Here is a 26331-nt window from a genome sequence, read left to right as displayed (position 1 = left end):
AAACTGCGCATTATCTTCTCCGCAAAATCTGCTCAATATAACTCAAAACACCCTGCTCCTCATTAGAAACCGTTTGACAAGGTGCAGTTTGTTTAACCACAGGCGCAGCATTCGCCATGGCAACTCCTTCACCAACCGCAGACAACATCTCCAAGTCATTCCCTCCATCACCAAAAGCACACATCTCAGCAAGCGAGATTCCCCACTGCTTGCCCAAGTGCTGCAATCCTGCTGCCTTATTCATTCCTGGTTGGATAATATCAATCCCACCATGACCACTGGAAGTCGGTTCTGCAATTCCGTGCAAACGTTCACGTAATTGTTCCACAAGCTGCTCAGTTTCCGCCGGAGGACAGTTTAGCGAAAATTTCATAATTTGATCGCTAACTGACTCGAAATTGTCTACAGCTACTAACCGCGGATAATATTGGTGTGAAAGCTTAACAAAAGTTGGCGCTGCACTTGTCAGGTAGTACGCACTTCTCATTCCACTCAGCAGTACCTGAATATCCTCAATTCCAGTCAAACGCGCAAGTATTTCATTTTTACTATAATTTGAAAAACTGGTTGCTTGAAAAACTTCCGCTTGATTTCTGATATAAGCACCATTTTCTGCAATGCAGACCAATTCTGGGTGGTCAGCAAAAAAAGAGTGTAACTGATAATATTGATTTCCGCTTGCAATTACAAACTTAATATTCTGTAAATTCAATTGTGCATAAAGATTTTCAAAGCGTTGCCGATCGTAATCCATCATTTTATTTAAGAAGGTTCCATCCATATCAGTTGCAATCAATTTAACTTTCGCCAAAATTCTCAACTCCTCCAATTACTGTATTCTCCCAATTTTTGTACTTAACCACAAGTAATTTTTTGGTAAGGCTTACACTTTAATAATTTAAAAATACACAAACTAGCCTAAGTTACGCTTTTTCTCCGGGCTCTGAAGCAATAATTTCAAGGGTTCCACTTAATTGCCACTCTTTTACAGCAAACGGCAAAATTAAATGCTGCCCCTTATGTAACGGGTATTTTTCCCCTGCCAGCTGCAACTCGCCAATTCCTGAAAGTACAGATATTAGTGTATATGGCGCTGTGGTTCGTTTAAAGGTTGCTGCTCCTTGCGTAAGTTTCCAACGATAAACACTAAAAAAGTCAGTTTTAATGAAGGTCGTGACTTGTGCATCTTCATTTTGAGTTGTAGTAATTTTTAATTTAGGATCACTATGCGGGACATTAGTAACTGCAATTGATTGCTGAAGATGGAGCGCCCGCTTTTTACCCGTCTTTTTATCAACGCGATCAAAGTCGTAAACACGATAGGTCGTATCACTACTTTGTTGTGTTTCAAGAACCATTACACCCTTGCCGATCGCATGAATTGTACCACTTGGGACATATAAAAAATCACCAGGTTTAACAGGAATTCGCCGTAAAAGGTGATCCCATTGACCCTTAGTAATCATTTCTGCAAGCTGCGCCCGTGTTTTGGCATGATGCCCATAGATCATTTCCGCATCCGCAGCGGCCGCAATTACATACCAACATTCTGTTTTACCAAGCTCGTGTTCATGTTCCATAGCATATTGATCATCAGGATGCACTTGAACAGAAAGAGCTGTTCGTGCATCAAGAATTTTTGTTAAAAGTGGGAAAACATCGCCTGGGGCATTGCCAAATAACTCACGGTGCTCATCCCAGAGTTCATTTAATTTTTTTCCTTGATAAACTCCATTTTCAACCGTTACCGGCCCGTGCGGATGTGCCGAAATTGCCCAGCATTCACCCGTATGCTTACTTGGAATCTGATATCCGAATTCTGTTTGAAGCCGGTCACCACCCCAAATTTTTTCCTGAAAAACAGGCTTTAAAAAAAGCGGTTCCATTAACATTGAAATTACTCCCTTCATGTCTCAATCATTTACATTTGATATTATAAGCCCTTTTCACTTAAATATGCAGCGACAATCTCATCTCGCTTCCGCAAAAACTCGTCATTAGGTGTGTGCGGATGCACTCGGTTTGTTAAAACAATCAGTGCATTTTGCCCTTTTTTATCAAGTAACATAAAAGTCCCGGTATATCCAGTGTGGTAAAGGCACGCATTTCCTTGGGGATCATAGCGCAAGTCCCACCCAAAGGACCTCCCTAAAGTATGGGTCGGAGTCTGATCAAAAAAAAGCTGATCAATCAGTTTTGCAGAAACTAACGGATGCGGCTGTTCCTTAGCTAGCATCCACTGTGAAAATTTAACTAAATCATGGAGCGTTGTGAAAAGTCCCGCCGAAGCACACTGCTGCCCTAAAATAAATGCCTTAGGATCATGTACCACCCCACAGATGAGTCCCCTCCCAGGTTTAATCTCAGTCGGAACACATTCTGTTGCCTGCGGCTGAAAGGTACTTTCATTCAACCCCAAAGGCTGCAGCACCTTTTCGGTGATTACTTTTTGAACAGGCTGCTGATACAAATGCTCAATGATGAGACCCAAAAAAATTAAGCCAATATCTGTATATACTACTTTTTTACCAAACCATTCTCCAATCTGAAGATGATAAAAGGCCTCCAGCAATTGCGGGGCGCTCAGCTCATTGCGTCTGGGAATGTATCCAGTAATAGCAGCAGTATGTGTCAATAAATGACGCAGCGTAACACGGGTATCAAAAAAGCGCGGTAAATATTTTTGAACCGGATCATCCCAATTAATCTGTTGCGCCTGCACTAATTGCAAAAGTACCGTGGTGGTCCCAACCACTTTAGTCAATGAAGCCACATCATATTTTAAACCTGCAGTGAGCGGTTTAACGACTGGTTCGATTTCCTTATTTCCAAAAACTTCTGCTTGCAGTTGCCCCTGATGTAGCATTGCATAAGAGACACCAGGCACAATCCCGCTAGCAGCAAGTTGGTGTAAAAGTGCAGTTGTTTTCTGATTAAACAATTTTTTCACTTCATTCGTTTTTATTCTATTTCAATAATTTTAAACTTTCCGTTTTCATAATCCACTCTGCTAAGATGCGTATTTTGCAACAGGAGAAATGGAAGATTGCCACTAAGGTTTTCGATAAAAACTGACAAGATAAGTGCGTGTGACACAATTAAAATATTGCCGCCTTGAGCTTCATATTTTTTCCCCAGTTGCATTAATGTTCTAGTAATCCGCTGATTTAATTCTTGTGCATTTTCAACTTTGAAACCATGATTGGCACTTTTAAAAAGATCAACAACGCGTGAAACTCGCTTTGGTCCCCGCACAATTGAAAAGATTTGGCCAGGTTTAACTTTACTTAAAACTGCCGGAATCATTCGCCGATTTTTCATTTCTTCATAAGAACCAAAGCTCAATTCTCTAAGACCTGGATCACAGTGAATCGCAGGCCGCGGTCCTTGATTCTCCGCAATGATGATCTCAGCAGTTGCCTGAGTTCTTTTTAAGTCACTGGCATAGACTGCTCGAAATTCAACTTGATTCAACCGCTTTCCTAACTTATAAGCTCTTGCAGCCCCCTTTTTAGTCAACGGAGAATCTGTAATTCCTTGAAGCCTGTGCATTCTATTTAATCTTGTTTGACCATGCCGAACCAAATAAAAATGAACTACCACTGTGATCACCTCCCATCTCCAACTAAAAAAATTTCAAGATCTTACAGGAACAGTTCAATTATACCAAAATTACTGCTACAATTGAGCTAAACATTAAAGGAATGATAATTGTGGCAAGCAACTCTGATTCTATTTTCCATCTGTTGTCATTTTTAAAACGACACCCTGATAAATTTCGAATCTTAAAAACCGGCTACAACAATGTGGTCAGACTAAGTGTCAGCGCAGATGCTCCTGTCGCAGATGCAGATCTTTATTTCCCACAAGATCGTTTAATGGTCAATCGCTTAAGCGACGATTTTGTAGCGCAACATGGCGCATTGCTCGACTTTTACATGCAAAAAATGCAGCTGCCTAAAAAGGGCTTCCTTGAAACTTGGGTAACAACTGCCTACCTGTCACAAAAAGATCGCTATTTTATTGAACTTTCTTTTGAATAAAAAATAACAGCCGGTAACAACTGGTAAAACCAGACACCACAGGCTGTTTTATTATTCAATTTTTTTGCCAATGAAACCTTTAGTACTACAGTCTGTTCAATCAACTATGTTGCACTACGCGGTAAACAACCACCAAATTCAATAGAATTAACAATGAAGTTACCAAGAAGACACTTTGATAATCAAAGAGGCTTGAGACTAACGATCCCAGCAGTGGACCTACAACCCCGCCAGTTGCTTGAAACGATTGATTATAGCTAAAAACCCTGCCAAAAGCTTCAGCCGGTACATCAATTGTCAAAATAGTTTGAACTGCCGGTAACAAGGCCGCGCTTGAAAGTCCAAGAATAAAACGCAAGCCGCCCAATTGCCAAGGAGTGGTTACAAAGAACATTGGCACAAAAACTAAAATTGTAATCAATAAGCCAAAGATTAGGACTTTCTCTGGTTTGCTACGATCCATCAGATGTCCCACTTTAGATGCAACTAAGAGCGTGCCAAAACCTGGCATTGCAGCAACCACCCCACTTATTAGCGAAACATTTCCCTGATTATGCATCAGTTCGCGGACAAACAAACTAATAATTGGGGCGATCGACATCAGTGAAGATTGTACCAGTAAAGTCGTTAGAAACATCGTAATAATCAAGCGTCGATTTGCTAGCCCCTTAAAAATCACCGCCATCGATTTCATCTTCTTAGCCGGAATTGGTTTAAAGTGTTCCTTGGTATACAGGAAAGTCAACCCAAAAACCACGGCCATCAAGATTCCTGTGATAAAGAAAGTCCCACGATAGCCAACAAAGCCAGCAATTAGCCCTCCAAAAAGAGGTCCTAACAGTGTCCCTGAAACATTTGCTGTCATCAAATTACCCATGACCTGTCCACTTTTTTCGTGAGTTGTCTCAGCCGCCATCAACGCTGTAGCGTTATTAATGTAACCAGAAAATGCCCCTTGCAAGAGCCGCAGTAAAATGACCATCCACACACTATGGGCAGTTCCAATTAGAAAAATAGTACATGCCATAACACCTGATGCACGCAAACACATCAATTTTCTTCCTTTTCTGTCAGCTAAACTCCCCCAAAAAGGCGAAACAATTGCCTGTGAAAGATACGTAATTGAAAAAGCTACACCTGAATATAAGTTCAACTGCCAATTGTTAAAATGTCCTAAAGTATCCAAGTAAAGTGAAATGAAGGGCATCGTCATTGAATAACCCAAGGCTGTAATAAAGCAGCCAAACCAGAGCGTTAGGAAACTGCGCCGCCAAACATTTGGTTCCTGATTTCCCTCTTTATACATTCAACTGAAACTCCCTCCAAAAGAAAAATAAACAATTATTATTGTACCATTAATTTGGTAATTAGCCTATTTAAAGTTTTTAGAAAAAATTTCAAATTTGCATAGCAATGTTAAAAATTCCGCATTCGCCAAAAAATCAAACAAACAAAAAGGGTCACCAAAAGCATTCGCTAATTGCAACCCTTATTATGAGAAATATTGTAATGGCAAGCACCTACAATCAGGGAGAATGTAAGTGGTACTTGCTATATTTATTAAAATAACAGATGAGTGGTCTAAACACAATCCAAGCAATTCAAAAAAATTAATTCAAAAGAATTTTGCTTATTCGACTTTTTCATCGAAAAAAGGATCCCCTTTCAACTGTTAAGTCTTAAGTTCCAACAACCCTGCCATTTCAAAAATTCTGAATATTTACAATTTTTTTAACGCCTGTGCAACTTTAAAGTTGTGCACCATTCGTAGCAATGACCTGTTTAAACCAGTAAAATGAATCTTTTTTAATTCTCTTTAATGTCCCTTTGCCATCATCATCTTGATCTACATAGATAAAGCCATACCGTTTAGACATCTCAGAAGTAGAGAAACTAATCAAATCAATTGGTCCCCACATCGTGTAGCCCATTAGTTCGACGCCATCTTTAATTGCTTCCTTCATTTGAATAATATGCTTACGCAGGTAATCAATCCGATAATCATCATGCACCTTGCCAGCTTCCAGCTGATCAAGTGCACCTAAGCCATTTTCAACGATAAAGAGTGGTTTGCGGTAACGATCCCACATCTCATTAAGCGTGATGCGTAACCCAACTGGATCAATCTGCCACCCCCAATCAGATTCTTCTAGATAAGGATTCCGCCCACCAGTTGCCATGTTTCCATTAACTTCTTCTCCTTGCTGCGCACTTGTAACTGTCGTCATATAATAACTGAAACTCACAAAATCAACCGGATTTTCCGCAAGCACCGTTTCGTCTTGTTGTTCCATTTGAAGTTCAATTCCATGCTCAGCAAAGTAACGATTCATAAATTCAGGATATTCTCCACGCGCCTGCACATCAGTAAAGAACAGATTTTTTTGATCTTCAAGCTGCGCCGCCCGGACATCTTCAGGACGACAGCTAGCTGGATATGTTTGCATACGCGCGAGCATACAGCCCATCTTTGCCTTTGGATCAATTTCATGCAATTGTTTGGTTGCCAGTGCACTGGCAACCAGCTGATGATGCAGTGCTTGGTACCTGACCGTTTCTTTTTCTACAGCACTTAAATTAGTTTCGACAACTCCTGTTTCATGAAATCCCCATGTACCAGTGTTAATTTCATTAAAAGTTAACCAGTACCGCACACGCCCACGATACCTTTCAAAAACTACCCGGGTATATTTTTCAAACGCTGTAATTGTTTTACGGCTCAACCAGCCATTTTGTTTTTGTGTTAATGCCAATGGTAGTTCGTAATGTGAAAGTGTAATTAAAGGTTCAATCTGATATTTTTCAAGCTCATCCAAAACGCGGTCATAAAATGCTAAACCTTTTTCGTTGGGATCTGCGTCATCACCGTTTGGAAAAATTCGCGCCCAAGCAATCGAGAAACGAAAAACCTTAAATCCCATTTCTGCAAAAAGGCGAATATCTTCTTGATAGTGATGGTAAAAGTCAATCCCACGCCGCTTAGGATAATTAGTAGTTGTCTGATCCTGAATTGCTTCTTTAATGGATTCCTCGTCAACTAAATTCATTGACATCTTTTTTCGATCTTCTGCTTTCCGAACAACTTCAGCTGTCGTTAGACCTTTGCCATCAATATTCCAAGCTCCTTCAATTTGATTTGCGGCAGTTGCGCCGCCCCATAGAAAGTTATCTGGAAATTGCTGTGGAAATTGTTTTTTATACATTACACTCCAACTCCTTATCTTTAATTATGTGCCAACTGCAACTTCAGTAACCAATTATTATCCTGCGCCAAAGTCTCTGCAGTTGTCGCAACTGTATATTGTTTACTATTGGTAATAATTAACATCACAGTGTTATCATATCCAGCTTCCGCGATTTTGTCAGGTGCAAAAGTTACTAATTCGTCACCGGGATTAACATGCTGATCCTTTTTGACCTTTGTTTCAAAGTACTTACCATTTAATTTAACAGTATCAATCCCAATGTGAATCAAAATCTCTGCTCCTTGATCAGAAATCAATCCAATTGCATGACCCGTAGGATAGACAGCACTAACGGTCCCAGCAACTGGTGAAGTTACATGACCATCATCTGGTTTAATCGCAATTCCTTTTCCCATTGCTTCTGAAGCAAAAACTTCATCTGCAACACTTGTTAAGGGTAAAATTGTTCCTGCAACAGGCGCTATGAGTTGTTCGCTTTCTTTCGAATTTGTTTCAGCCTGCTGTGACACTCCCCTCAATCCGAAAAAGTAAGTCAAAAGTGCCCCCAAAAGAAATGCAACCCCAATTCCGATGACAACTCCGCTGAATCCTTTGCCAATATACGTTGGTAAAGCTAATAAACTTGGTAATGTAAAGGAACTGGCCTTGGCTTGAAAGCCACCAATAATTGCACCACCTACGCCACCGGCAATTACTGCACAGATAAATGGACGTTTTAATTTAAGCGTCAATCCATAAATAATTGGTTCTGTAATTCCAAAAATTCCGGTGACAACACCCGAGCCAGCTAATGCCTTTTGCTTTTGATCTTTAGTTTTCAAGAAAATTCCTAAAGCAGCACCGGCCTGTGACAAGACTGCTGCGGACAAGATCGGCAGTAACGGATCGTAACCCATTTTGGCAATATTATTCATCATCACTGGGACAAAGGTCCAATGCACGCCGAAAATTACAAAGACCTGCCAAAAGGCACCCATCAGTGCACCCGCCAAAGGAGGAGCAAAATTGTAAATTGCTGAAATTGCGGTTGCCAAAACATTGCCAATCGATGAACCTAAGGGCCCCACCACCAGCATCGTGAGCGGTACCATAATTGCTAATGAAAAAAGCGGTGTAAAAATGTTTCGAACTGCTTCTGGAAAAATTCGGTCAAGCACCGGTTCAATGTAAGATAATACCCAAACCGCCAACAAAATTGGAATAACTGACGAAGTATATGTTGTTGGAATTACTGGAATTCCTAGAAACGCGATTGTTTGTGATTTGCTGGCAATTGTCACAAGCGTCGGATAGACCAATGCTGAGGCAAGTGCAACCGCCACAAATTGATTAACCTTCAATCTTTTGGCTGCTGTAAAAGCTAAGAAGATAGGTAAGAAATTAAAGAGGCCATCTCCAGCAGCATATAAGATTTCATAGGTGCCACTAGTTGTATTCAACCATTTTAGTGCTACAAATAATGCTAGTAGTCCTTTTAAAATCCCAGCTCCTGCCAATGCACCTAAGAATGGTGTAAAAGTTCCAGAGATAAAACCGATAAAGCGATTGACAATATTTTTATCAGTTTCCTTAACTTCTTTTTGCCGGTCTTCGTTCTCCAACCCCGCTAAACGCGCTAAAGCTTCAAAAACATTGGCAACTGCATTGCCAATCACTACCTGATATTGACCTGCTGATTTAACAACGGTAATTACACCCGTTAACTCCTCAAGTGCAGCTGTATCAGCTTGGTGCTCATCTTTTAATTTAAAACGCAACCGAGTCGCACAATGCCATGCTGTATTAATATTTTCTTTGCCGCCAACGTCTTTTAAGATCGCCGCTGCTAGTTTTTCATAGTCCATTTTATTCACCCCTAATTTTAAATAAAAACCCGGATCAAGCTCAAGCAAGGACAAAGCAGTCCTTGGTTCAGCTTGACCCGGGTTTTGCCTAATTCAATAGTTACAATCCCACTGTTATTCAGCTTGTTGATTAAGTTCATCTATGATTCTTTGGATATGCATCGTTAAATAAATCTGTTCGTTTAAAGACAATTCAATTTTCATTTTAGTTTTAATAAAAAGTGCTACCTTTTTAGTGCATTCATATGACGTCGGATATTTGCGGACTAAATGTTCCAATAAAAACCGATCACCCTCTTCAATTGTTTTCACTCGATGTTGCAACATCCGCTCGGTCAAAAAACGTAAGTGAACCAGGAAACGACGATAACTAATTGATTCAAGCTTAAATGTGATTTTTAGTTGATACTGCACAATCTGCAGGATATCCCCGATCAACGCCGTCATTTTAGCGGTCCCATTACTTTCAGGATGTTCCCAACTGTTCTCAACGAACTTCATTGCAATGAAACCTGCTTCATCTGACGGTAAATCCACCGCAAATTGCTCATTTATTAGTTCAAGTGCTTTTTCACCGGTCTGATATTCTGCCGGATAATAATTTTTAATCTCCCACAAAATTTCATTACGGATTTTTTGCTTATTTTGATAACGTGTTACAGCAAAACTGATATGATCCATCAATGAGATCAGCAGATAATCATTAAACTTTGTATTTAATTCATCTGAGGCCATCTGCACAATTTTAGCGGCAAGTTCCAAATAGGCTGGAGAAACATCACTAAGCAAGTCATGGAATAATGAAAACCATTTATCATCTGTAGGTGCAAAAACTTGTTCAATTTTACTTTGATCGACCTCCATTCCACGCTTTTTCTGAAAACCGATTCCACGTCCTAACAAAACGACTTCCTGCTTTTTTTCTGCAGCTAAAAGAACGTTATTGTTAAAAATCTGCTTAATCTTCATCTCTTCGTCTCCAGTATTTTAATAAAATAAAAAACCTGCACACCCTTCTTTCGGATAACCGCTTAATTGGCCATGCCGAAAACCGTGTGTCAGGTTTTGCCCACTTTAATGTTAGCGGTAACAATCCTTCAACAAAAGTAATCATACACCCTGATTATTGTTTTTGCAAGTGCTTTTTTGAAAGCCCTTCAATTAAGATAACACTTGGCGTTCGATTATGCTGGAATTTAAAAACCAATAAGCATGATAATCACCCGTTAATTTAGAATACGGAAACGGTTTTCTCCCCATTTGCACAAGCTGTTCATTCAAATATTGCCGCAAAATCCAGGGATCTTCAATTGCAACATTTTCAAGTTTTAAGATTTCAGCAACTCTCTGGGGGGTTGTTCCTAATTGTATCGCAACTTCAGCCAAAGACTTTCCTAGTAACCTGAAATTACTCTGCAATTCGTTAATTGTTCTTTCACGTTCTTTTTTATTTAACGACATTTCACGCACACCTTTCCACTTCGATTGCAGTTATGATACTCTTTTAACTAACTTAAGGCAATTAATCAGAATTAACTGCAAGCCTGTCTCACCTGTACCCAAAAATAAGAGGTTCCAACAAAATCGTAATTTTGTCAAAACCTCTCAATTATTCTTCATTTACGCCTTAAAAACTGCCAAGCGCTTCATCAATCATCAAGATCACGCTCAATATCTAACCCGTAGATCTTGCTAACAGGTGTATCTTTTGCAAGCGGATGTACCACTAAAACTGCAATGGCACCTTTTTCACTTACATATCCAGCAAAAAGGGCAACTTCTTCCACCTGATAGGCTAAGCCGTCAGAGTTATAGATATATTGACCTGCAACAGGCATGCTTTCAAAGCTGACCTTGTTCATGCGGTAGTATCCCTCATCACGACTATGCATTACCAGTAAAACTTTGAACATTGCTGACCACCTCTTAAAAATTGAAAGTCACAAACCGTAGTCGCTCCCTAAAAGAGATGCTCTGCACCACACAGTCTAATTAGACATTGATAACCTTCTCCAAAAATGACTTTGTCCGTTCATTTTGTGGATTATCAAAGATCGCATCCGGACTGCCTTCTTCCATGACTTTTCCATCAGCCATAAAGACAACTCGATCAGCAACTTCTTTAGCAAAGCCCATTTCATGTGTGACAACCACCATTGTCATTCCATCTTTTGCAAGATCTTTCATGACAGCAAGAACATCCCCGACCATCTCAGGATCTAGTGCGGACGTCGGTTCATCAAATAACATTATATCAGGTTTCATCGCAAGTGCACGTGCAATGGCTACACGCTGTTTTTGACCACCTGAAAGTGATTGTGGCATGGCTTCGTACTTATCTTCAAGCCCAACTGTCTGTAATAACTTTTTGGCTAAGGCGCGCGCTTCTTCTTTGTTATCTTTGCCTAACTCCGTGGGTGCTAGTTCAATGTTTTCACCAACCGTCAGGTTATTGAAAAGATTAAAGTGCTGAAAAACCATGCCGATATTTTGACGAGCCTTATCAATATCTGTACTCTTGTCACTGATATCATTGCCATCAATCACAACTTTACCTGAGGTTGGTTCTTCAAGTCTGTTTAAACAACGTAGCAATGTACTTTTACCAGAACCAGATGGTCCGATTAGAACAACCACTTCATTGTTTGCAACTTTGAAATCAATTCCCTTTAGAACATGGTTGTCACCAAAACTTTTATTTAAATCCGAGACATCAACTTTTAATGGTTTCATTAGTCTTTGACCCTCCGTTCAACCCATTTGGACAATAATGTTAAGACAGTGATAATCACCAAATAGATCACCGCAATAATTGTCCAGATTTTAAAGCCCTCTAAGTTACGGGCAATGATAATCTTCCCAGTCTGAGTAAGTTCAAGAATTCCAATTATTGACAGAATGGAAGTATCTTTTAAGGTAATGATAAACTGATTAATAAATGAAGGTACCATAATCTTCAAACCTTGTGGCAAAATAACCCTGCGCATAGCTTTTCCAAATGGAAGGCCCAAGCTACGTGCTGCCTCCATCTGTCCAACATCTACGGCCTCGATTCCACCCTTAACAAAAGCAGCTGTATACGCCCCTTCATTCAAAGTAAGGGTAATAATTCCTGCGACAAACGCTGGAATTTTCGAGCCAGTCAAACTTGGAATCCCATTATAAATAAATAATGCAAGCACAAGCAACGGTAACCCACGGAAAATATAAATTATGGTGGTGGAAGCACCTTGCGCAAATTTGCTAGGAAGTACCCCCAAAAGACCAATCAGCACACCGAAGATTGTTGCACAAATAATTGAAACAACCGTCAATTCAATGGTTTCCCAGACACCGCTCAACAGAGCATCTTTATTTTGCTTAAGTAGACCAAAGAAGGTGTGGCTTTCTGCTTCACTTTTCTGATTAGAAGCTTTCTTTGAACTAGTCGCGGCAGCTCCAGTATACTTTTCAATAATCTGTGCGTACTTGCCGTTCTTCTTAAGCTTTTGCAACCCACTATTGAACTTGGCTAACAATTCCTGATTCTTGCCCTTTTGAACTGCAAATCCATATTTGCCCGTGTTCGTAGGTTTAGTAACAATCTTCAAGCCAAGACCAGTTTTAACTCCATAGTTCAAAACAGCACTGTCATCAAAACAAGCTGCTGAATTACCATTTTTGACATCGTTATAAACATTATCTGAGTCGTCAAAAGTCACGACCTTAAACCCGTAGCGATCTTTAATCGAATTGGCGTAATCAGCACCTGAGGTTCCGGTTTTAACTGCAACCCGTTTACCTTTTAATGCACTCAAATTCTGAATGCTGCTCTTGGGAGCAACTGCCATGACAATCCCTGATTCATAGTATGGCGTTGAAAAATCAAATTTTTGCCGCCGTTCATCTGTAATCGTCATCCCAGCAATCACACCATCAATTTGTCCTGAACTTAGTGACTGCACTGCGGCATTAAACCCAATTGGCTTAATGTCAACATTGAATCCCTCTTGTTTTGCAATTGCGCGAATCAATTCCATATCGATTCCGACATACTTGTTATTTGAGTTCGCATACACAAAAGGTGGGAAAGTCACGTCGGTCCCGATCGTATATGTTTTTTCAGCAGCCTGGACTGTCGACTGTGAAAACATAATTCCAGCGATTGTAAAACTGAAAATACAGCTGAATAAAACAAAAATCTTTTTCATCTAACCTACTCCTATTTCTCATAATAGTTATAAGTATATCATAAAATTATCAGAGAAAGAGCAAGGACTTTGATGATAGCGGTTTATACTAACCAACACTTTGTCTTTCAAAGCTAAAAGCTTGCCAAACTTTTATAAGCAAAAACTTCAATGGAACTTTTCCTTCCATTTAATCTTTTATCCATTATTTGATCACAACTTTTGTACCAACTTTTAAGTTTTCGTACATCCACTTTGCGTCCGGAACTGATAGACGCACACATCCATGAGAAGCAGCATGTTTCCCGAGCTTTTCAGCCTCGCTTACAATATAGTTGCCGCTTTGATCAGTGGGAACACTGTGGAAAAGATAGATCCCATGATCTTTCCAAGAAACCCAGTAATGTGCTCCTTCACCCGAAGCAGCATTATAGAAAAAGTCACCCTTTTCTTCTTGGACTGCATAAGTTCCAAGCGGAGTGCTATTGTCATCCGTCGCGGTTTTCTCCCCACTCCCGGTAGAAGCATACATCGTGTAGATAACTTTAGCACCATCTTTTAAATAAACCCGTTGATTTTTGGTAGAAACTTCAATCCAAAAATTCTGTACTTTACTTAAATCTGGATAAGCAACTGTTTCGGAAGATTTTCTCCAATCAATCGGGGTTCGCATTACTGATTTTTTTTGGGTCTTTTGTTTTTGAGCTTTTTGCTTTCCATTTGTTTTTACCGCCGTCTGCTTAGTAGAACTATCAGTTTTCTTTTGTGCTGTGGATTGCCCTGACAGTTTCCAACCGACCAATCCCAAAACAATTATCACTAGCACAACCAACGCAATGTTTCTTCTCATTTCCAATGTTCCTCCCAAAATAATCTGATTAGCTGTTTACTCAGATTCCAGCAAAATCAGTAATTCCAAAATGCTGCGTCTTCAACTGCTCGACATTAAAAAAATGTCAGCAAAAAAACTCCAACAACTGCATGAATAATTTTCATTATAACAAATTCAGCACGCCTCGCCCCACTTTGAACCAGATTCTTTACAATTCTATTCTAATATTAGGCGCTAACTTACAAAAAATAACCAAATTTCGGAGATATTAATGAAATTTGAACTTTTTGCCGTTCATTTCCTGATCCGCCTTAATTTTTAACCATTTTTCTTTGATTTTATGTGTAATTGCTTGCATAATAGCAGTGGTGTTAAAATAACGATTTCAAAACAAAAACTTGAATTTAATTTTTTGCTATCTTAATGTCAGAAATGAGGTCCTTAATTTATGAAACAGATCAATGAAAAAATTCCTAATTTATCGTCAAAACTAAGATCCGATATTGTTGAAACCCCGGAAATTATTCGCCGCGTCTCTGGTATCAACCTTTTCGGTAAAAGAATCAAGAGCATTGTCTATACAACTGATGTAGCAGTGATTGCAAACTGCAATGCAGATGCCGTCTTAGTCGTATATCCTTGGACACCTAACACCCGAATCTTAGACGCAGTTTCAACAGTCTCGAATATTCCAATCTTAGCTGGAATCGGTGGTGGCCTAACGAAGGGACTCCGTTCTGCCGTTGTCGGCTTTTTTGCTGAAGAAAGCGGTGCTCAGGCAGTGGTGCTGAACGCTCCCACAACCATTGAAACAATTCAGAGCGTGGTAAAAGTTGTCGATGTTCCGATCATCTATACAGTTGTCAATCAAAGTGTAGATCTTAAAGAACGCATCGAAGCGGGCGTAAAAGCCTTCAATGTCGCTGGTGGTAAAGAAACACCTGCATTGGTTGCATGGGTTCGTCAAGAACTCAGTAAAAATGGGCTCGATCCTAACTTCCCCATCATCGCTTCGGGAGGAAAAGGTGATGCACAGATTATGAAAACAATTGAAGCTGGAGCGAACGCAATTTCTTTCACAGCATATGGAGTGACCGAAGCCACATTTCAAAAAAAGATGGAGCAATATCGTCGCGAAAATTAATTATTTTTAAGAGATACTCCAAAAATAAACTAGCGAGTGTGACATAAGTCGGGAAAATTTGAGTGCTAACTCGAAATTACGAACATAGCGAGTACTTTGCTATGAGTAATTCGAAGTTAGACGGAGAATTTTGACTTATGGAACACGTTTATCCAGAATAAAAGCGAGAGTGTGACATAAGTCGGGAAAATTTGAGTACTAACTCGAAATTACGAACATAGCGAGTACTTTGCTATGAGTAATTCGAAGTTAGACGGAGAACTTTGACTTATGGAACACGTTTATCCGGAATAAAAGCGAGGCTGTGACAAAGGTTAAATTTTGTCACAGCCCCACTTTTATTTTGACATTTAAATTATCTTTAGTTATGCAAATTGGGGTCTGCTAACGTCTATTCTGCTTGATTTTTAGTACCAAAAAAGCTGTTTCCGTATTCTTACCACCCTCTAGAAAGGTAAGCTCTCAGAAACAGCTAAAAACAATGTTTAAACAGTGCCTTTTGTCCCACTTGGGGACAACTGCATTGTACTTTAGATTGCCAAAATAAGCAATCAATTCAGACAAATAATTAAGATGTCTTTGCAACTGGTTAAAATCTACCCTTAAAGCTTCAGATCATCACTCACCAAACGATCATATAATTCACGCATCACAAAGATGATTGTCGCAGTTAAAAAGACCGAGAAGGTTACGTCTGAAAAGAAATGAGCACCGATTAACACGCGGGACAAAGCGAGTAAAATTGCATATACGATCCCTGTAATCCAGAGGCGTTTGCGCAGTTTAGTTTGGACAGCGAACCATGAAAATACAATACACAAGGTTCCCGCCATCGAGTGCCCTGAAGGAAATGACTTATGACCGTTTACACCATTAGGATGGAACCATGGGGTAAAGTCTTTTTGTGACGCATTGAGTTCATAGGGACGAACTCGGCCCCAGTAGTCCTTAAGTGCCAAATTTACCTCAAGGGCAAACCAAACAGTCAAAGAAGCAAACACTGCAACTATCAAGTAACGTGTTAGTTGATCATTATCCTGCTTGCCCATCCAGTATTGGACTAATAACGTAATGATCACATAAACTACAATCCATAAAATAAGGGCAGCGCCTGCAGAAAGTTTTACTGTAGCTGCATCACTGTTTGCTAATCCCATCGGTTTGCCAGCATGAATATTCTTTAACGCTGATAATGCATAACTTGAAATTTCATTTAAGTACTGCTTGAGTTGCCAAGCTGAAAGTGCAAAGCCACCGATAAATAAGGTACCTGCAAATAATTTTTCCTCACTGTGCCGCAGAGCATATGCCATGGCAATTTCTCCACATAAAACAAAAATCAAATAAACTGGAAACTCACCGAATGTTTGAAAAACAGTTCCAACAGTACTGTTATAGTTAATTACGGTGTTACTAATCGCTAAATCACCAAATGAGGCGATCGCCAATAAAACTACGCAGATCAGTGCGGCAGTTCCAAATAATTTTTTCTTAGTACTTTCTTCCAATTCTCTCATCTCCCTTAGCTTTAGTTTACCTGTTGATTGTAAAGAAACTGTCATGACTCTATGTTAATTGCGTAAATTAATTAACTTTAAACACTTTCTATTAAAAAAATCGTTTACAGTATGTGTACCTTTTGTCTTTTTAAATTATTTTAGTACCGGCTTCTTCATCAATTTGCTGACTGCGTTTTTGACACTTTTCACAAAGAGTTATGTTAAGGTTTACTAAAGGAGAGTGATTCTATGCAATCTAAAAGAAAACAGTTTTTATCTTTATTACTCACAGTTTTGGTTGTCGAAGCGATTGGCAGCCTGTCAGCCTTATTTGCAGGTAACATTAAACAAACTTATCTCAGCCTAAAATTACCTCTTTTTTCACCCCCAGCCTCGCTTTTTGGCATCGTCTGGCCTTTACTTTACTTATTAATTGGAGTTTCAGGCTACTTATTTTTTTCGCAAAAAAAGCCCCGGCGCAAACAAGTCGTTCTAAGTACGCTTTTTGGGCTTCAACTCTTGGTCAATTTTAGTTGGAGCATTGTTTTCTTTGCTGGTGGCCATTACTGGTGGGGATTCTTATTAATTGTGATCTTAGACCTGCTTGTCTTGTGTTATCTTCTTGAGGTTTATCCTATCCATAAAGGTGCCAGCATACTTTTTTACCCCTATTTTGCATGGCTCTTGTTTGCAACCTACTTAACACTGGGAGTCGCGATTCTTAACTAGCTTCGCATTCAACTTAACAGGCTAGCAACAAAATTAATTACCGCTGCAATTAAAATAGTATTGAACAAAAAGGAAATTAAAGCTTGTCCTAAAGCAGTTTTTCGAAAAGCAGTGGTCGAAAAATTCGTATCAGAAACCTGATAAGTCATTCCGATCGTGAACGCTAGATACGCGAAGTCCCAGAAGTTTGGCAGCTGATCATTGTTAAAGCTTACTCCGCCTTCTCCTTCACCATTATGATCCTTATAATATAGTTCCGCATAATGTACTGTATATAAGATGTGAATCAAACTCCATGAGGAAAAAACACTGAAAATGCAAAAAGCAATCTCAAATGGACTCCCTTTGCTGCCAGTCAACAAAAGTGCGACGACTACAAGGCTGACTACACTAGCAATGATTATTAAAAAATCCAACACAGGATAACGAACACGTTCATTTTGTGTTATTTTCCGCGTTTGTGCCCCCCCATGTGAAAAATAAGCAAAACTGATTAGACTGATCAAAGACAAAGCGGCAGCATCCCATCCCACCAATAATGCCATTTCCCAGTTCACTACTAATTCAGCACACGCTCCAACTAAAATACCGAAAAGATATGAGAAGATAAAACGATTCTTTTTTTGCCGCACCATTTTACGCTTGCTCATTTTTCTCATTGCAAAACTTCCCTTCTCCACACAACTAAGTTTCTCACTCTTTATTTTTGGGGTTATGTGTTACTTGTTTTTCCAGCAACTCTAGTAAATTATCGATTTTACGTGATTGCTGCTCTAATTTTTTCTCAACTCTTTTTAATCTACGTTCGGCCACAATATTAGTATGGTAATCATTTTCTGCATCAAGATGGTCGCGTGCCGCTTGCCTATTTTGACTCATCATAATAATTGGTGCTTGCAAAGCTGCTACGCAACTTAAAAAAAGATTTAACAAAATAAAGGGGTATGGGTCAAAGCGTACTCCGAAAAGATGTACTACATTGAGGGCCATCCAAATAAATAACACAATACAAAATGAAATAATGAAACTCCAGGATCCACCAAAACGTGCGACGGCATCTGCAACACGATCGCCCCAAGATTCTTTTTCTGTAAAAGTATTATTTACATTTTTAATCTGATAATCCTCATTTTTTTCATCAATCTTATTCATTGCTTATTTCTCCCATCTTTAGATTTTCCACATAACATATTATAATTTTTGCAGTATAGTTTTAGTTTTTCTGCAAATAAAGTCTGCGCAAATCTGCAAGATCCGCAGCAGACAACTGCATTGCCTTGACTAAATATTCTTGGATGCTGCCGTAATTTTTTATGATCACCTGACGAGCAGCATCCAGTGATGCACCTTGAACATTGAATGAGGAGTTCAGGTCATTAATAAACGCCGCTAAGTTATCATTTTGTAGTTTTTTGCGCAACTCATGCTGGTCGCTTGTTTCATAAACAAGGTTTGTTAACAGATAATCTCTTTTAATAAGTGTATAGTCCACTCCCAAAGCCGAAAGTACCAAAAAACCCGCCACTCCAGTCCGATCTTTCCCAGCAGCACAGTGGAAAAGAACTGACTTGTCTGGCTGTTCATTTTGCAGCAAGGTTGCAAACAACATCCGAAAGGCTAATTGAGCATGCTTGTTCATGACCATCATTTCATAAGGATGCAAAAAATCCTCTTTTTGATCGGTTTCGTGCCCCTCTATCGGCAAATCAGAATGTTCACCATCCCCCAACGGATATACAGGATAAGAAAGATAGCTGGTACTTTTAGGAATCTGATCAGGTGCCATTTCGTGTTCAAAAGGCGAACGCAGATCAATGTCATAAGCCAGCCCATAGCGAGCCAATTGCCAAGTTGCCCTGATTGTTAAGCGGCTCATGTCTCCTGAACGCAGTAACTTTTTCCAACGAATGACTTGTCCATCTTTTGTCGGATACCCGCCCAGCTCGCGCAGATTAATACTCCCGGGAACACTCAAAATCCGTTCCTTTTTCATTTTTATTCACCTCACAGTTTCAAATTAAGCTTATACTTACTCCCTAATTTTAAAGCTTCATCCGCGTAAAACAAAACTTATTACTCGCTGAAAATGTGATTCTCTAAGCACATTTCGGCTGTAAGCTAACAAAAAGCCCCAATTAGAGAAACTGATAAAATCAGTTATCTAACTGGAGCAAATTTAAAAGATTATGCTAAATGTAAATAGTTGACCTATGTCTTACAAAATTTCTGCACAATTATTTATTATTAACGATCTTTAAAGTAGAAAATGTCCGTTGCAAGTTGATAATATCCCATGGCAGGAATTCAGCAATCGTTAAACCAACAATTTCACTGGCTTCTTGAATCGCTTTAAGGTATTCAGCCGCTTGCTTTAGCGTCATTTTGCCATGCGCAGAAGGATACTCGGTTGCATGTGGTTCAGAGAAATATTGTAGTCGGAAGTCATCTGGACTCAAAACATCTAAATCAAAGTGAACAAGAACTTTCTCGAATCCATGCTGTTTGATCCAATCCTGAACTTCAGTTGTTGAAAGAAAGCCTTTGTCTTGAATCTTGTACTTGAGACCGATCTTTTCAAGTGCAGCTGGTTCGTCTTCTGTTAAAGGTTGTAAACCAAGCATCAATACAGAATCCGGATTAAATTTATTATGAACTTCTTTAGCAAGTTCTGGATCGCCATGTCCTAGCAAATTGCCAAGCACCATTGCATGCTCATTGTCATAAAAAGTTGGCTCTGAAACATCTGGATGAGTATCAATCCAAATAATCCCTAGCTTATCACCATACTTCTGATGAAGATAATCAAATGGAACTTGTGAAACAAAACAATTCCCACCGATAGTTACAATTTTAGCAGGGTCTTCTTGCTCTAAAGTACTCCAAATATTGCGAACTTCGGCGATCAAATCCTCTTGTCCGTGAATCCCGTTTTGGAGTTTGTTAACTTGTCCTTGCGGATTAGTTAGTGGCAGCGTGACTTCTTTAATATCATCTGACAAAGGTGCAAGCATAGACATCAATTGCGCCCCGCGATAATACTCAGGGCGATCGCCGGCACGCCAATCTGGAATAACTAGTTTTAATGTATTTTGCATAAAAAAACTCCTTTCTTTAATTCCCATTAAACCACATTCTGTGAAAAACTTTGAAAGCTCAAAAATCATCGTTCAAGTTATCGAATCAATAATTTTTAATATAAAATGAAAAATTCACTAATAAAATAATTTTTTTAATGACCCGAAAGAAATTGGTAAAGTTCTTCCAACCGTTTCTTAAGACTTTCCACCTGTTCTTCGGAAAAATGCTGTAACACACCTTCCCACCAAGCATCCATAATCCATTTGATTTTTTGGGCTTTTGCTTCACCAGCAGTCGTCACCGCAATGCTTTTTCCTCTGCTTGAGTTTGGACTTGCTGCTTTAACCAAATCTCCCCGTGCCTCTAAATATTGAAGATCTCTGGTAATCATTCCCGGATCCAAAAACATCCCCTGCGCTACTTCTTTTTGCAGTAACCCGGGATGTTCCGAGATAAAGAGCAGTAAATTGCCCTCCGTTACGTTAACATTGAGTTCTTTCAACTGAATTTTTAATTCAGCATTTAATTTGCGCGTAATGCTCCCCAAATATTTATTTAACAAATGTAAATTTTCCAAAAATAATTCTTCCTCTCATTTAAAATTGACTTGTCAAGTCAATTTTAAACTTATAAAAAAATTTGTAAAGGAAAAATGCGGCGCTTTTAATCTGCGCTTTAAAAAATATTTTTTTGAGCGTCATTTAATGCGCTAATCAATTCAAGATCAAGTCCATGCTTTAATGAATAATTCAAGAAAACCATCCCAGTCGCCACGTATAAGTCGGCCAAATACTCTAACGGGAAATCTTGTAATTTGAACCGTTGCGGATTGCGTTTCACTTGATAGATAAATTCGTCTCTTAACATTGACTTAAATAATTCGTTCAAATCTGATCTTGAGGTATGAATCTGTAACAGCTTTAGTATATATTCTGCTTGATTAGCAAAAAAACGCGTAATTTCTACTAATGACTGCGTAATGTCAAATCTTTCTAGCCGCTGAGTAATGAATTTTTTCAAAATTGCTGCATAATGCTGATTAATCGCCGTGAGTAATGCATATTTATCAACATAATGCCGATAAAATGTCGGACGACTGATCCTGGCAATTTGACAGATTTGACTCACTGTAATCGCTGAAAACTTTTCCTGATCCAATAAGGAAAAAAATGCCTCCCAAATAGACTCGTCAGTTTTGGTCAGCTCGAAAACGCTCATCTTGAAACCCCATTTCAAATTATTATGTGACACATTCCCAATTATTGTTACAAACGTTACACTCAGTTAGCAACTGATACTCGCAATTACTGTGAAAAACAATAACATAAAAAGTAACAAAAGGAGGTAGATCACCATGTACAAAAAATATCTTACTAACGAACAATTCAATTTTCAAATTAATCGTTTCTTGGAACCTTACTACACAGATGACAATGTGCAACAAACGATCAAAGAAAACGCAGAAAAGCTAGTTAATGAAGAAAGCTGGTATCGTGTTTGGAATCAGCTTGGCCTTAAAACCGAAAAAAAAGGTCGTAACGATCTTGCTGCTGCATACTATCAATTAGCTGATTTCTTTTTAGCTGAAGAAGACATTCGAAAAGAACAGACCTATGCAGCTTTTCAGAGAACATTTTACACCAGCATTGCACAGGTACAAATTAAATTTGAAACTGTTCCCTATGCCGGCATGCTGTTGCCAATCGCGCGCTTTAGTCATCCAGGAGCTACTAAAACGCTGATTTTCCATGGTGGTTTTGACTCGTATCTAGAAGAGATCATCAGACTGACACTCACTTCAGGCTTACTCCAGTTAAAAGACTATAACATTATTCTATTTGAAGGTCCCGGTCAAGGTAGAGTTTTAAAAGACGGATTCCCAATGACGCATGCGTGGGAAAAACCGATCAAAGCAATTCTAGACTACTATCAGATAGATGCTGCTGTCTTATTAGGAATGTCTCTAGGTGGATATTTGGCTGTTAGAGCAGCCGCTTTTGAACCGCGCATCAAAAAAGTAATTGCCTTTGACGTCTACTATAGCATGCTCGACTCATTTACGATGAAATTATCTCCCCAGGCGCGCACCGCACTTACAAAAATTGCAAATCCAGCGATTGCAAGTAAAATTGATGCAGCTTTAACTGAAGCAGCTAAATCTAATATTGACCTTGCTTTTAAAATTCGTAAGGGAAACGAAGTGATGCAGACGCACAACGCTTCTGAGTTAATTAAAGCAGCTCAGCAATACACGCTCAAAGGCTGTGAAAAAAAAGTCACCCAAGATGTGCTGCTGCTAGCAGGCAATCAAGATCTGTATGTCCCTACATCCACAATTGCTTTAGTCGCTAAAAAATTAGTTAATGCAAAATCAGTCACACAATTTTTATTTACCGAAAAAAGTGGAGGAGAACGCCACTGCCAAGTTGGAAACAAACAAATTGCCTTTGAAAAAATCATTTCTTTTCTGGAAAAATAGTATTAGCCATGGTTTGTGAGTATTTAGTCGCATTAGAACATGATTTCAACTGCTAAATTTCCATACTGAAACCTTAGTTAATCAATTTTTTAGAAATTTTTGTTAATTTCCTTACAAATTATAAAAAGGAGCGTATTTAGAATGACTAACCGACTAACAAATAAAGTTGCTATCATCACCGGAAGTGCCTCGGGAATCGGCGAAGGAATTGCTCGTTGTTATATCAGAGAAGGTGCTAAAGTCGTGCTTACCGCTAACCATAATATCGTAGGTGGAACCGCATTAGTAAAAGAGTTTGGCACTGAGAACGCTCTTTTTGTCCAACAAGATGTCGCAAGCGAGTCGGATTGGGAGAAAGTTATCGCTGCTACCCTCACCAAATTTGGCAAATTAAGTATTCTTGTAAATAATGCAGGCATCACCGGTCAACTAGTTCCAATTGAAGATGAAACGTTGGAAGACTGGCAAAGAGTCCTTGCAGTTAATCTAACTGGTAATTTTCTTGGTGTGCGTGCTGCCATCCATGCAATGCAAAAAAGCAATCAAGCACAAGGCTCAATTGTAAACATCTCCTCTGATGCTAGTCTGGTTGGCTTTCCTTTTGCTCCTGCTTATTCACCAAGCAAAGGTGGAACCCGTTTATTGACGCACTCTGCTGCTCTTTCGCTTGCACATCGTGGCATCAATATTCGCGTTAATTCTGTTCACCCTGGTTGGATTGATACCCCAATGGTACCGCAGGATATCTACGCACAAATTATCCCCGAAATTCCGCTGAAACGTTTGGGAAAACCACAAGACGTCGGTGAACTTTGTGTCTACCTCGGAAGTGACGAATCAAGTTATGCAACTGGTGCAGAGTTTGTTGTCGATGGCGGAATACGTGCTTAAATGTTCGCTAAGTTGACTTTTAAACATTTTTGATCCGACTGTAGAAGTTCAACTTGTAATTTATTCACAATGATGCTACCATACTTTTATGAATATCAAACTATCAGACAATGATTTTCGGCGTGCGGAAATTTTCAAATGTTTATCTGACCCGAATCGACTTCAACTAATTCGTTTGCTTTATAAAAACAAAAAGGAGATGAGCTGCACTGAACTAGGAGAGCATCTTAATTTAACGCTTTCCACTGTCTCTTATCATTTCAAAGCACTCCGATTAGCCGGGCTGACAAACACAATTAAAGATGGCCGCACTAAGTATGTTTCACTTAGATACGAAACATTTGCAAAATTCTTACCGGGATTTTTAGAAACCCTTCTGATTGACTAGCAGAAGGGTTTGTTTTTACAGAATACTTTCATAATCATAAAAGTATAAAAATAAAAGAACTTGAAGGGACTCTTTTTATGCAAAAACAAAGCACTTCATATCCAATTATCTTTTTTTTAGTAATGTTCGTCGTTGGAACAGATACATTTTTAATCTCGCCACTCTTACCAACACTCATCAAATTCTACGGGATTTCAACTGCCACTTCCGGGTTGCTGGTAAGTGCTTATGCTTTAGGATATACATTGAGTGCTTTAGTTGCTGGGCCAATTTCTGACAGTCATGATCGCCGCAAAATATTATTAACGGGATTATTATGTTTTGCTGGCGCCACCTTTTTTTGCGGCTTGGCAAATACCTTTTGGATAATGATGCTAGCCCGACTGCTTGCAGGCATCAGTGCTGCTTTTATTGGTCCGCAGGTTTGGGGTTCAATTCCATTAATAGTTCCTCAGGAAAAAATTGTTGCTGCGATGGGGCTGGCAGCCGCTGGTTTAGCAGTTTCACAGATTATCGGAATTCCTCTTGGAAGCTATTTGGCCATTGTCTCTTGGCGTTTTCCTTTTTTCTTCATTGCTTTTCTTGCACTTTTACTTTTGGGCCTTTGTCATGTCAGCTTACCTAGCCTTAATCAAGCTAACGCAACACCCCAACTAAAATTCACCGCTGTCTATCAGGAACTCTGGTACAATCAACAGGCACGATTATCTCTACTAGCCTATTTCATCTTTCAACTTGGAAACTTTTGCTCACTTTCTTTCATTGGAACTTGGTTCAACAAAAGTTTTCAACTGAGTGTTGGTCAAATAGGAACTGCAATGATTTTAATTGGGTGTGGTAATCTTATTGGTACCCTTTTAAACAGTAAGCTGGTAGTTTTTGGGGAGTGAAGAGAACTTTCTTTGGCGGGCTCATAGTCTACATTTTGCTCTACACATTGGTTGCAACTTCTAAAACGCTATTTGTTGCCCAAATTCTATTGACTTTAATCTTTGTGGTCGGTGGAATCATTTTCCCTTTGTTCATGACTAACTTGCAAGCAACTATCACAACAGCTCGCAGTACCATTTCTTCAGTTTCAAATGCAGCAATGTTTTTAGGTGAAGCACTTGGAGGCTTTGCTGGTGGAATTTTGATTGCAAATTTCCCTGGCTTTTGGGGTATTGGAATTTTTACAGCTCTGTTAGCCTCCATCTCTTACTTATTATATGCGCTCACCCTGCATTTTTGGTAAACCACTATTCAGTGATCATTCACATTGCAGCTTCTGCTTTCATTGTTCTGGTCAACACCCGTTTTTTTTAAATTGGTTGTTCAGCCAAGTTGACATGCCTGCCAAAGAACCTAATAATTGAATTAAATTAATTCAATTCCAGATCACATAAAATAATTGGAGGAATCATAATCATGCCAAAAGCATTGCTAATCATTGACTACACCAACGACTTTGTTGCTACTAATGGAGCTTTGACGGTTGGTCCACCTGCACAAGAGCTTGCTCCTGCGATCGTCGACTTAGCCGCCCAATTCAAGCGTGCCGGTGACTTTGTTTTCTTACCGACCGATGTTCATACTCCTGCTGACCCTTATCATCCTGAAACTAAGCTTTTTCCGGCACACAATGTGCGTGGGAGCTGGGGACGAGAGCTGTATGGTCCCCTTGCCCAATGGTATGCCGCTAATAAGGGACAGCAAAATGTTATTTTTTTTGATAAAACCCGCTATTCAAGTTTTGCAGGTACCCCGTTAGATCTCTGGCTGCGCGAGCGTCAGGTGACTGAAGTCCATCTTGTAGGTGTTTGCACCGATATTTGCTTATTGCATACAGCAGTTGATGCTTATAACTTGAACTATCCACTGGTTATCCACCAAAAGGCTGTTGCCACTTTCAAACCTGGAGGACAAGCATGGGCGCTTGATCATTTTAAAACAGTCTTAAATGCTAAGATTGTTTAACAAAAGACTTGCAGCATGCTTAGTCCTTGGGTAATTCATACTTAAATGAAAAAAGATTGCTCATTGGAACATG

General features: G+C 39.3%; 27 protein-coding genes and 1 pseudogene. 8 read left to right on the top strand and 20 right to left on the bottom strand.

The features are described 5' to 3' along the window. Positions 1-10 precede the first annotated feature (10 nt). The 4 genes from AB3Y88_RS10770 to AB3Y88_RS10755 form a co-directional block, all read right to left on the bottom strand. The gene (locus AB3Y88_RS10770) at positions 11-814 is read right to left on the bottom strand and encodes a Cof-type HAD-IIB family hydrolase (protein WP_261909459.1); all 804 of its coding nucleotides are present in this window, start codon (positions 812-814) and stop codon (positions 11-13) included. Positions 815-923: 109 nt separating this feature from the next. Then, positions 924-1892, bottom strand: a complete 969-nt coding sequence (gene manA, locus AB3Y88_RS10765) for a mannose-6-phosphate isomerase, class I (RefSeq protein WP_228889322.1) — start codon at positions 1890-1892, stop codon at positions 924-926. 41 nt (positions 1893-1933) lie between these two features. Next, positions 1934-2941, bottom strand: a complete 1008-nt coding sequence (locus AB3Y88_RS10760; RefSeq protein WP_056961193.1) for a serine hydrolase — start codon at positions 2939-2941, stop codon at positions 1934-1936. Positions 2942-2961: 20 nt separating this feature from the next. Beyond that, complete coding sequence (locus AB3Y88_RS10755) at positions 2962-3603, bottom strand: histidine phosphatase family protein (RefSeq protein ID WP_056961194.1); 642 nt, start codon at positions 3601-3603, stop codon at positions 2962-2964. 110 nt (positions 3604-3713) lie between these two features. Here AB3Y88_RS10755 and AB3Y88_RS10750 point away from each other — a divergent pair, with 110 nt between their 5' ends. Beyond that, positions 3714-4043, top strand: coding sequence for a hypothetical protein (locus AB3Y88_RS10750; protein WP_054757497.1), 330 nt, complete (start codon positions 3714-3716; stop codon positions 4041-4043). A 100-nt stretch (positions 4044-4143) separates the two neighbouring features. Here AB3Y88_RS10750 and AB3Y88_RS10745 read toward each other — a convergent pair whose 3' ends face one another. The 9 genes from AB3Y88_RS10745 to AB3Y88_RS10705 form a co-directional block, all read right to left on the bottom strand. Continuing rightward, positions 4144-5349 (bottom strand): MFS transporter, encoded by a 1206-nt coding sequence (locus AB3Y88_RS10745; RefSeq protein ID WP_056961195.1) that lies wholly within the window; start codon positions 5347-5349, stop codon positions 4144-4146. A gap of 442 nt (positions 5350-5791) precedes the next feature. Beyond that, positions 5792-7246, bottom strand: coding sequence for a glycoside hydrolase family 1 protein (locus AB3Y88_RS10740; protein ID WP_056961196.1), 1455 nt, complete (start codon positions 7244-7246; stop codon positions 5792-5794). Between the two features lie 20 nt (positions 7247-7266). Next, positions 7267-9093: a beta-glucoside-specific PTS transporter subunit IIABC gene (locus AB3Y88_RS10735; RefSeq protein ID WP_056961197.1), complete on the bottom strand. Its 1827-nt coding sequence runs from the start codon at positions 9091-9093 to the stop codon at positions 7267-7269. Positions 9094-9207: 114 nt separating this feature from the next. Continuing rightward, a complete protein-coding gene (gene licT, locus AB3Y88_RS10730) occupies positions 9208-10062 on the bottom strand; it encodes a BglG family transcription antiterminator LicT (RefSeq protein WP_054757493.1) in 855 nt (284 codons plus the stop codon). A 192-nt stretch (positions 10063-10254) separates the two neighbouring features. Next, positions 10255-10554, bottom strand: a complete 300-nt coding sequence (locus tag AB3Y88_RS10725) for a DUF2316 family protein (protein ID WP_054757491.1) — start codon at positions 10552-10554, stop codon at positions 10255-10257. 188 nt (positions 10555-10742) lie between these two features. After that, positions 10743-11006, bottom strand: a complete 264-nt coding sequence (locus AB3Y88_RS10720) for a hypothetical protein (protein WP_054757489.1) — start codon at positions 11004-11006, stop codon at positions 10743-10745. 79 nt (positions 11007-11085) lie between these two features. Beyond that, a complete protein-coding gene (locus AB3Y88_RS10715) occupies positions 11086-11826 on the bottom strand; it encodes an amino acid ABC transporter ATP-binding protein (protein ID WP_054757487.1) in 741 nt (246 codons plus the stop codon). Further along, entirely contained in the window at positions 11826-13226 is a 1401-nt protein-coding gene (locus tag AB3Y88_RS10710; protein ID WP_228889349.1) for an amino acid ABC transporter substrate-binding protein/permease, read from the bottom strand. The genes AB3Y88_RS10715 and AB3Y88_RS10710 overlap by 1 nt, the downstream gene beginning before the upstream one ends. 241 nt (positions 13227-13467) lie before the next feature. Beyond that, entirely contained in the window at positions 13468-14112 is a 645-nt protein-coding gene (locus AB3Y88_RS10705; RefSeq protein ID WP_056961199.1) for a L,D-transpeptidase, read from the bottom strand. A gap of 430 nt (positions 14113-14542) precedes the next feature. Between AB3Y88_RS10705 and AB3Y88_RS10700 the strand changes: the two genes are divergently transcribed. After that, positions 14543-15238: a hypothetical protein gene (locus AB3Y88_RS10700; RefSeq protein WP_054757480.1), complete on the top strand. Its 696-nt coding sequence runs from the start codon at positions 14543-14545 to the stop codon at positions 15236-15238. 602 nt (positions 15239-15840) lie between these two features. Here AB3Y88_RS10700 and AB3Y88_RS10695 read toward each other — a convergent pair. Further along, positions 15841-16746, bottom strand: coding sequence for a phosphatase PAP2 family protein (locus AB3Y88_RS10695; RefSeq protein ID WP_056961200.1), 906 nt, complete (start codon positions 16744-16746; stop codon positions 15841-15843). A gap of 240 nt (positions 16747-16986) precedes the next feature. Between AB3Y88_RS10695 and AB3Y88_RS10690 the strand changes: the two genes are divergently transcribed. Beyond that, entirely contained in the window at positions 16987-17466 is a 480-nt protein-coding gene (locus AB3Y88_RS10690) for a TspO/MBR family protein (RefSeq protein ID WP_056961201.1), read from the top strand. Positions 17467-17474: 8 nt separating this feature from the next. Here AB3Y88_RS10690 and AB3Y88_RS10685 read toward each other — a convergent pair whose 3' ends face one another. The 6 genes from AB3Y88_RS10685 to AB3Y88_RS10660 all read right to left on the bottom strand — a co-directional run bounded on the left by AB3Y88_RS10685 (position 17475) and on the right by AB3Y88_RS10660 (position 21762). After that, the gene (locus AB3Y88_RS10685) at positions 17475-18125 is read right to left on the bottom strand and encodes a DUF1345 domain-containing protein (RefSeq protein ID WP_054758033.1); all 651 of its coding nucleotides are present in this window, start codon (positions 18123-18125) and stop codon (positions 17475-17477) included. A gap of 34 nt (positions 18126-18159) precedes the next feature. Then, positions 18160-18618, bottom strand: a complete 459-nt coding sequence (locus tag AB3Y88_RS10680; RefSeq protein ID WP_056961202.1) for a DUF1003 domain-containing protein — start codon at positions 18616-18618, stop codon at positions 18160-18162. Positions 18619-18679: 61 nt separating this feature from the next. Further along, a complete protein-coding gene (locus AB3Y88_RS10675; protein ID WP_056961203.1) occupies positions 18680-19459 on the bottom strand; it encodes a tyrosine-protein phosphatase in 780 nt (259 codons plus the stop codon). Between the two features lie 241 nt (positions 19460-19700). Next, positions 19701-20561 carry an arginase family protein gene (locus AB3Y88_RS10670; RefSeq protein WP_056961204.1) on the bottom strand — a complete coding sequence of 287 codons (861 nt, stop codon included), beginning with the start codon at positions 20559-20561 and terminating at the stop codon, positions 19701-19703. 134 nt (positions 20562-20695) lie between these two features. Then, entirely contained in the window at positions 20696-21121 is a 426-nt protein-coding gene (locus AB3Y88_RS10665) for a MarR family winged helix-turn-helix transcriptional regulator (RefSeq protein ID WP_056961205.1), read from the bottom strand. A gap of 98 nt (positions 21122-21219) precedes the next feature. After that, on the bottom strand, positions 21220-21762 hold the full coding sequence (locus tag AB3Y88_RS10660) for a TetR/AcrR family transcriptional regulator (protein WP_056961206.1): 543 nt from the start codon (positions 21760-21762) through the stop codon (positions 21220-21222). A 136-nt stretch (positions 21763-21898) separates the two neighbouring features. Here AB3Y88_RS10660 and AB3Y88_RS10655 point away from each other — a divergent pair, with 136 nt between their 5' ends. From AB3Y88_RS10655 to AB3Y88_RS10635, 5 genes and pseudogenes are all read left to right on the top strand, one after another. After that, positions 21899-23023 carry an alpha/beta fold hydrolase gene (locus tag AB3Y88_RS10655; protein WP_056961207.1) on the top strand — a complete coding sequence of 375 codons (1125 nt, stop codon included), beginning with the start codon at positions 21899-21901 and terminating at the stop codon, positions 23021-23023. Positions 23024-23164: 141 nt separating this feature from the next. Further along, positions 23165-23914, top strand: a complete 750-nt coding sequence (locus tag AB3Y88_RS10650) for a glucose 1-dehydrogenase (protein ID WP_056961208.1) — start codon at positions 23165-23167, stop codon at positions 23912-23914. An 88-nt stretch (positions 23915-24002) separates the two neighbouring features. Then, a complete protein-coding gene (locus tag AB3Y88_RS10645) occupies positions 24003-24302 on the top strand; it encodes a helix-turn-helix transcriptional regulator (protein ID WP_054758026.1) in 300 nt (99 codons plus the stop codon). Between the two features lie 77 nt (positions 24303-24379). Next, positions 24380-25536: pseudogene (locus tag AB3Y88_RS10640) on the top strand (MFS transporter). 173 nt (positions 25537-25709) lie between these two features. Then, positions 25710-26258 (top strand): cysteine hydrolase family protein, encoded by a 549-nt coding sequence (locus AB3Y88_RS10635; protein WP_056961209.1) that lies wholly within the window; start codon positions 25710-25712, stop codon positions 26256-26258. Positions 26259-26331: the final 73 nt, after the last annotated feature.

Source organism: Liquorilactobacillus satsumensis (genome assembly GCF_964065465.1).
GTDB lineage: Bacteria > Bacillota > Bacilli > Lactobacillales > Lactobacillaceae > Liquorilactobacillus > Liquorilactobacillus satsumensis.
This window is presented reverse-complemented; position numbering and strand designations above follow the sequence as displayed.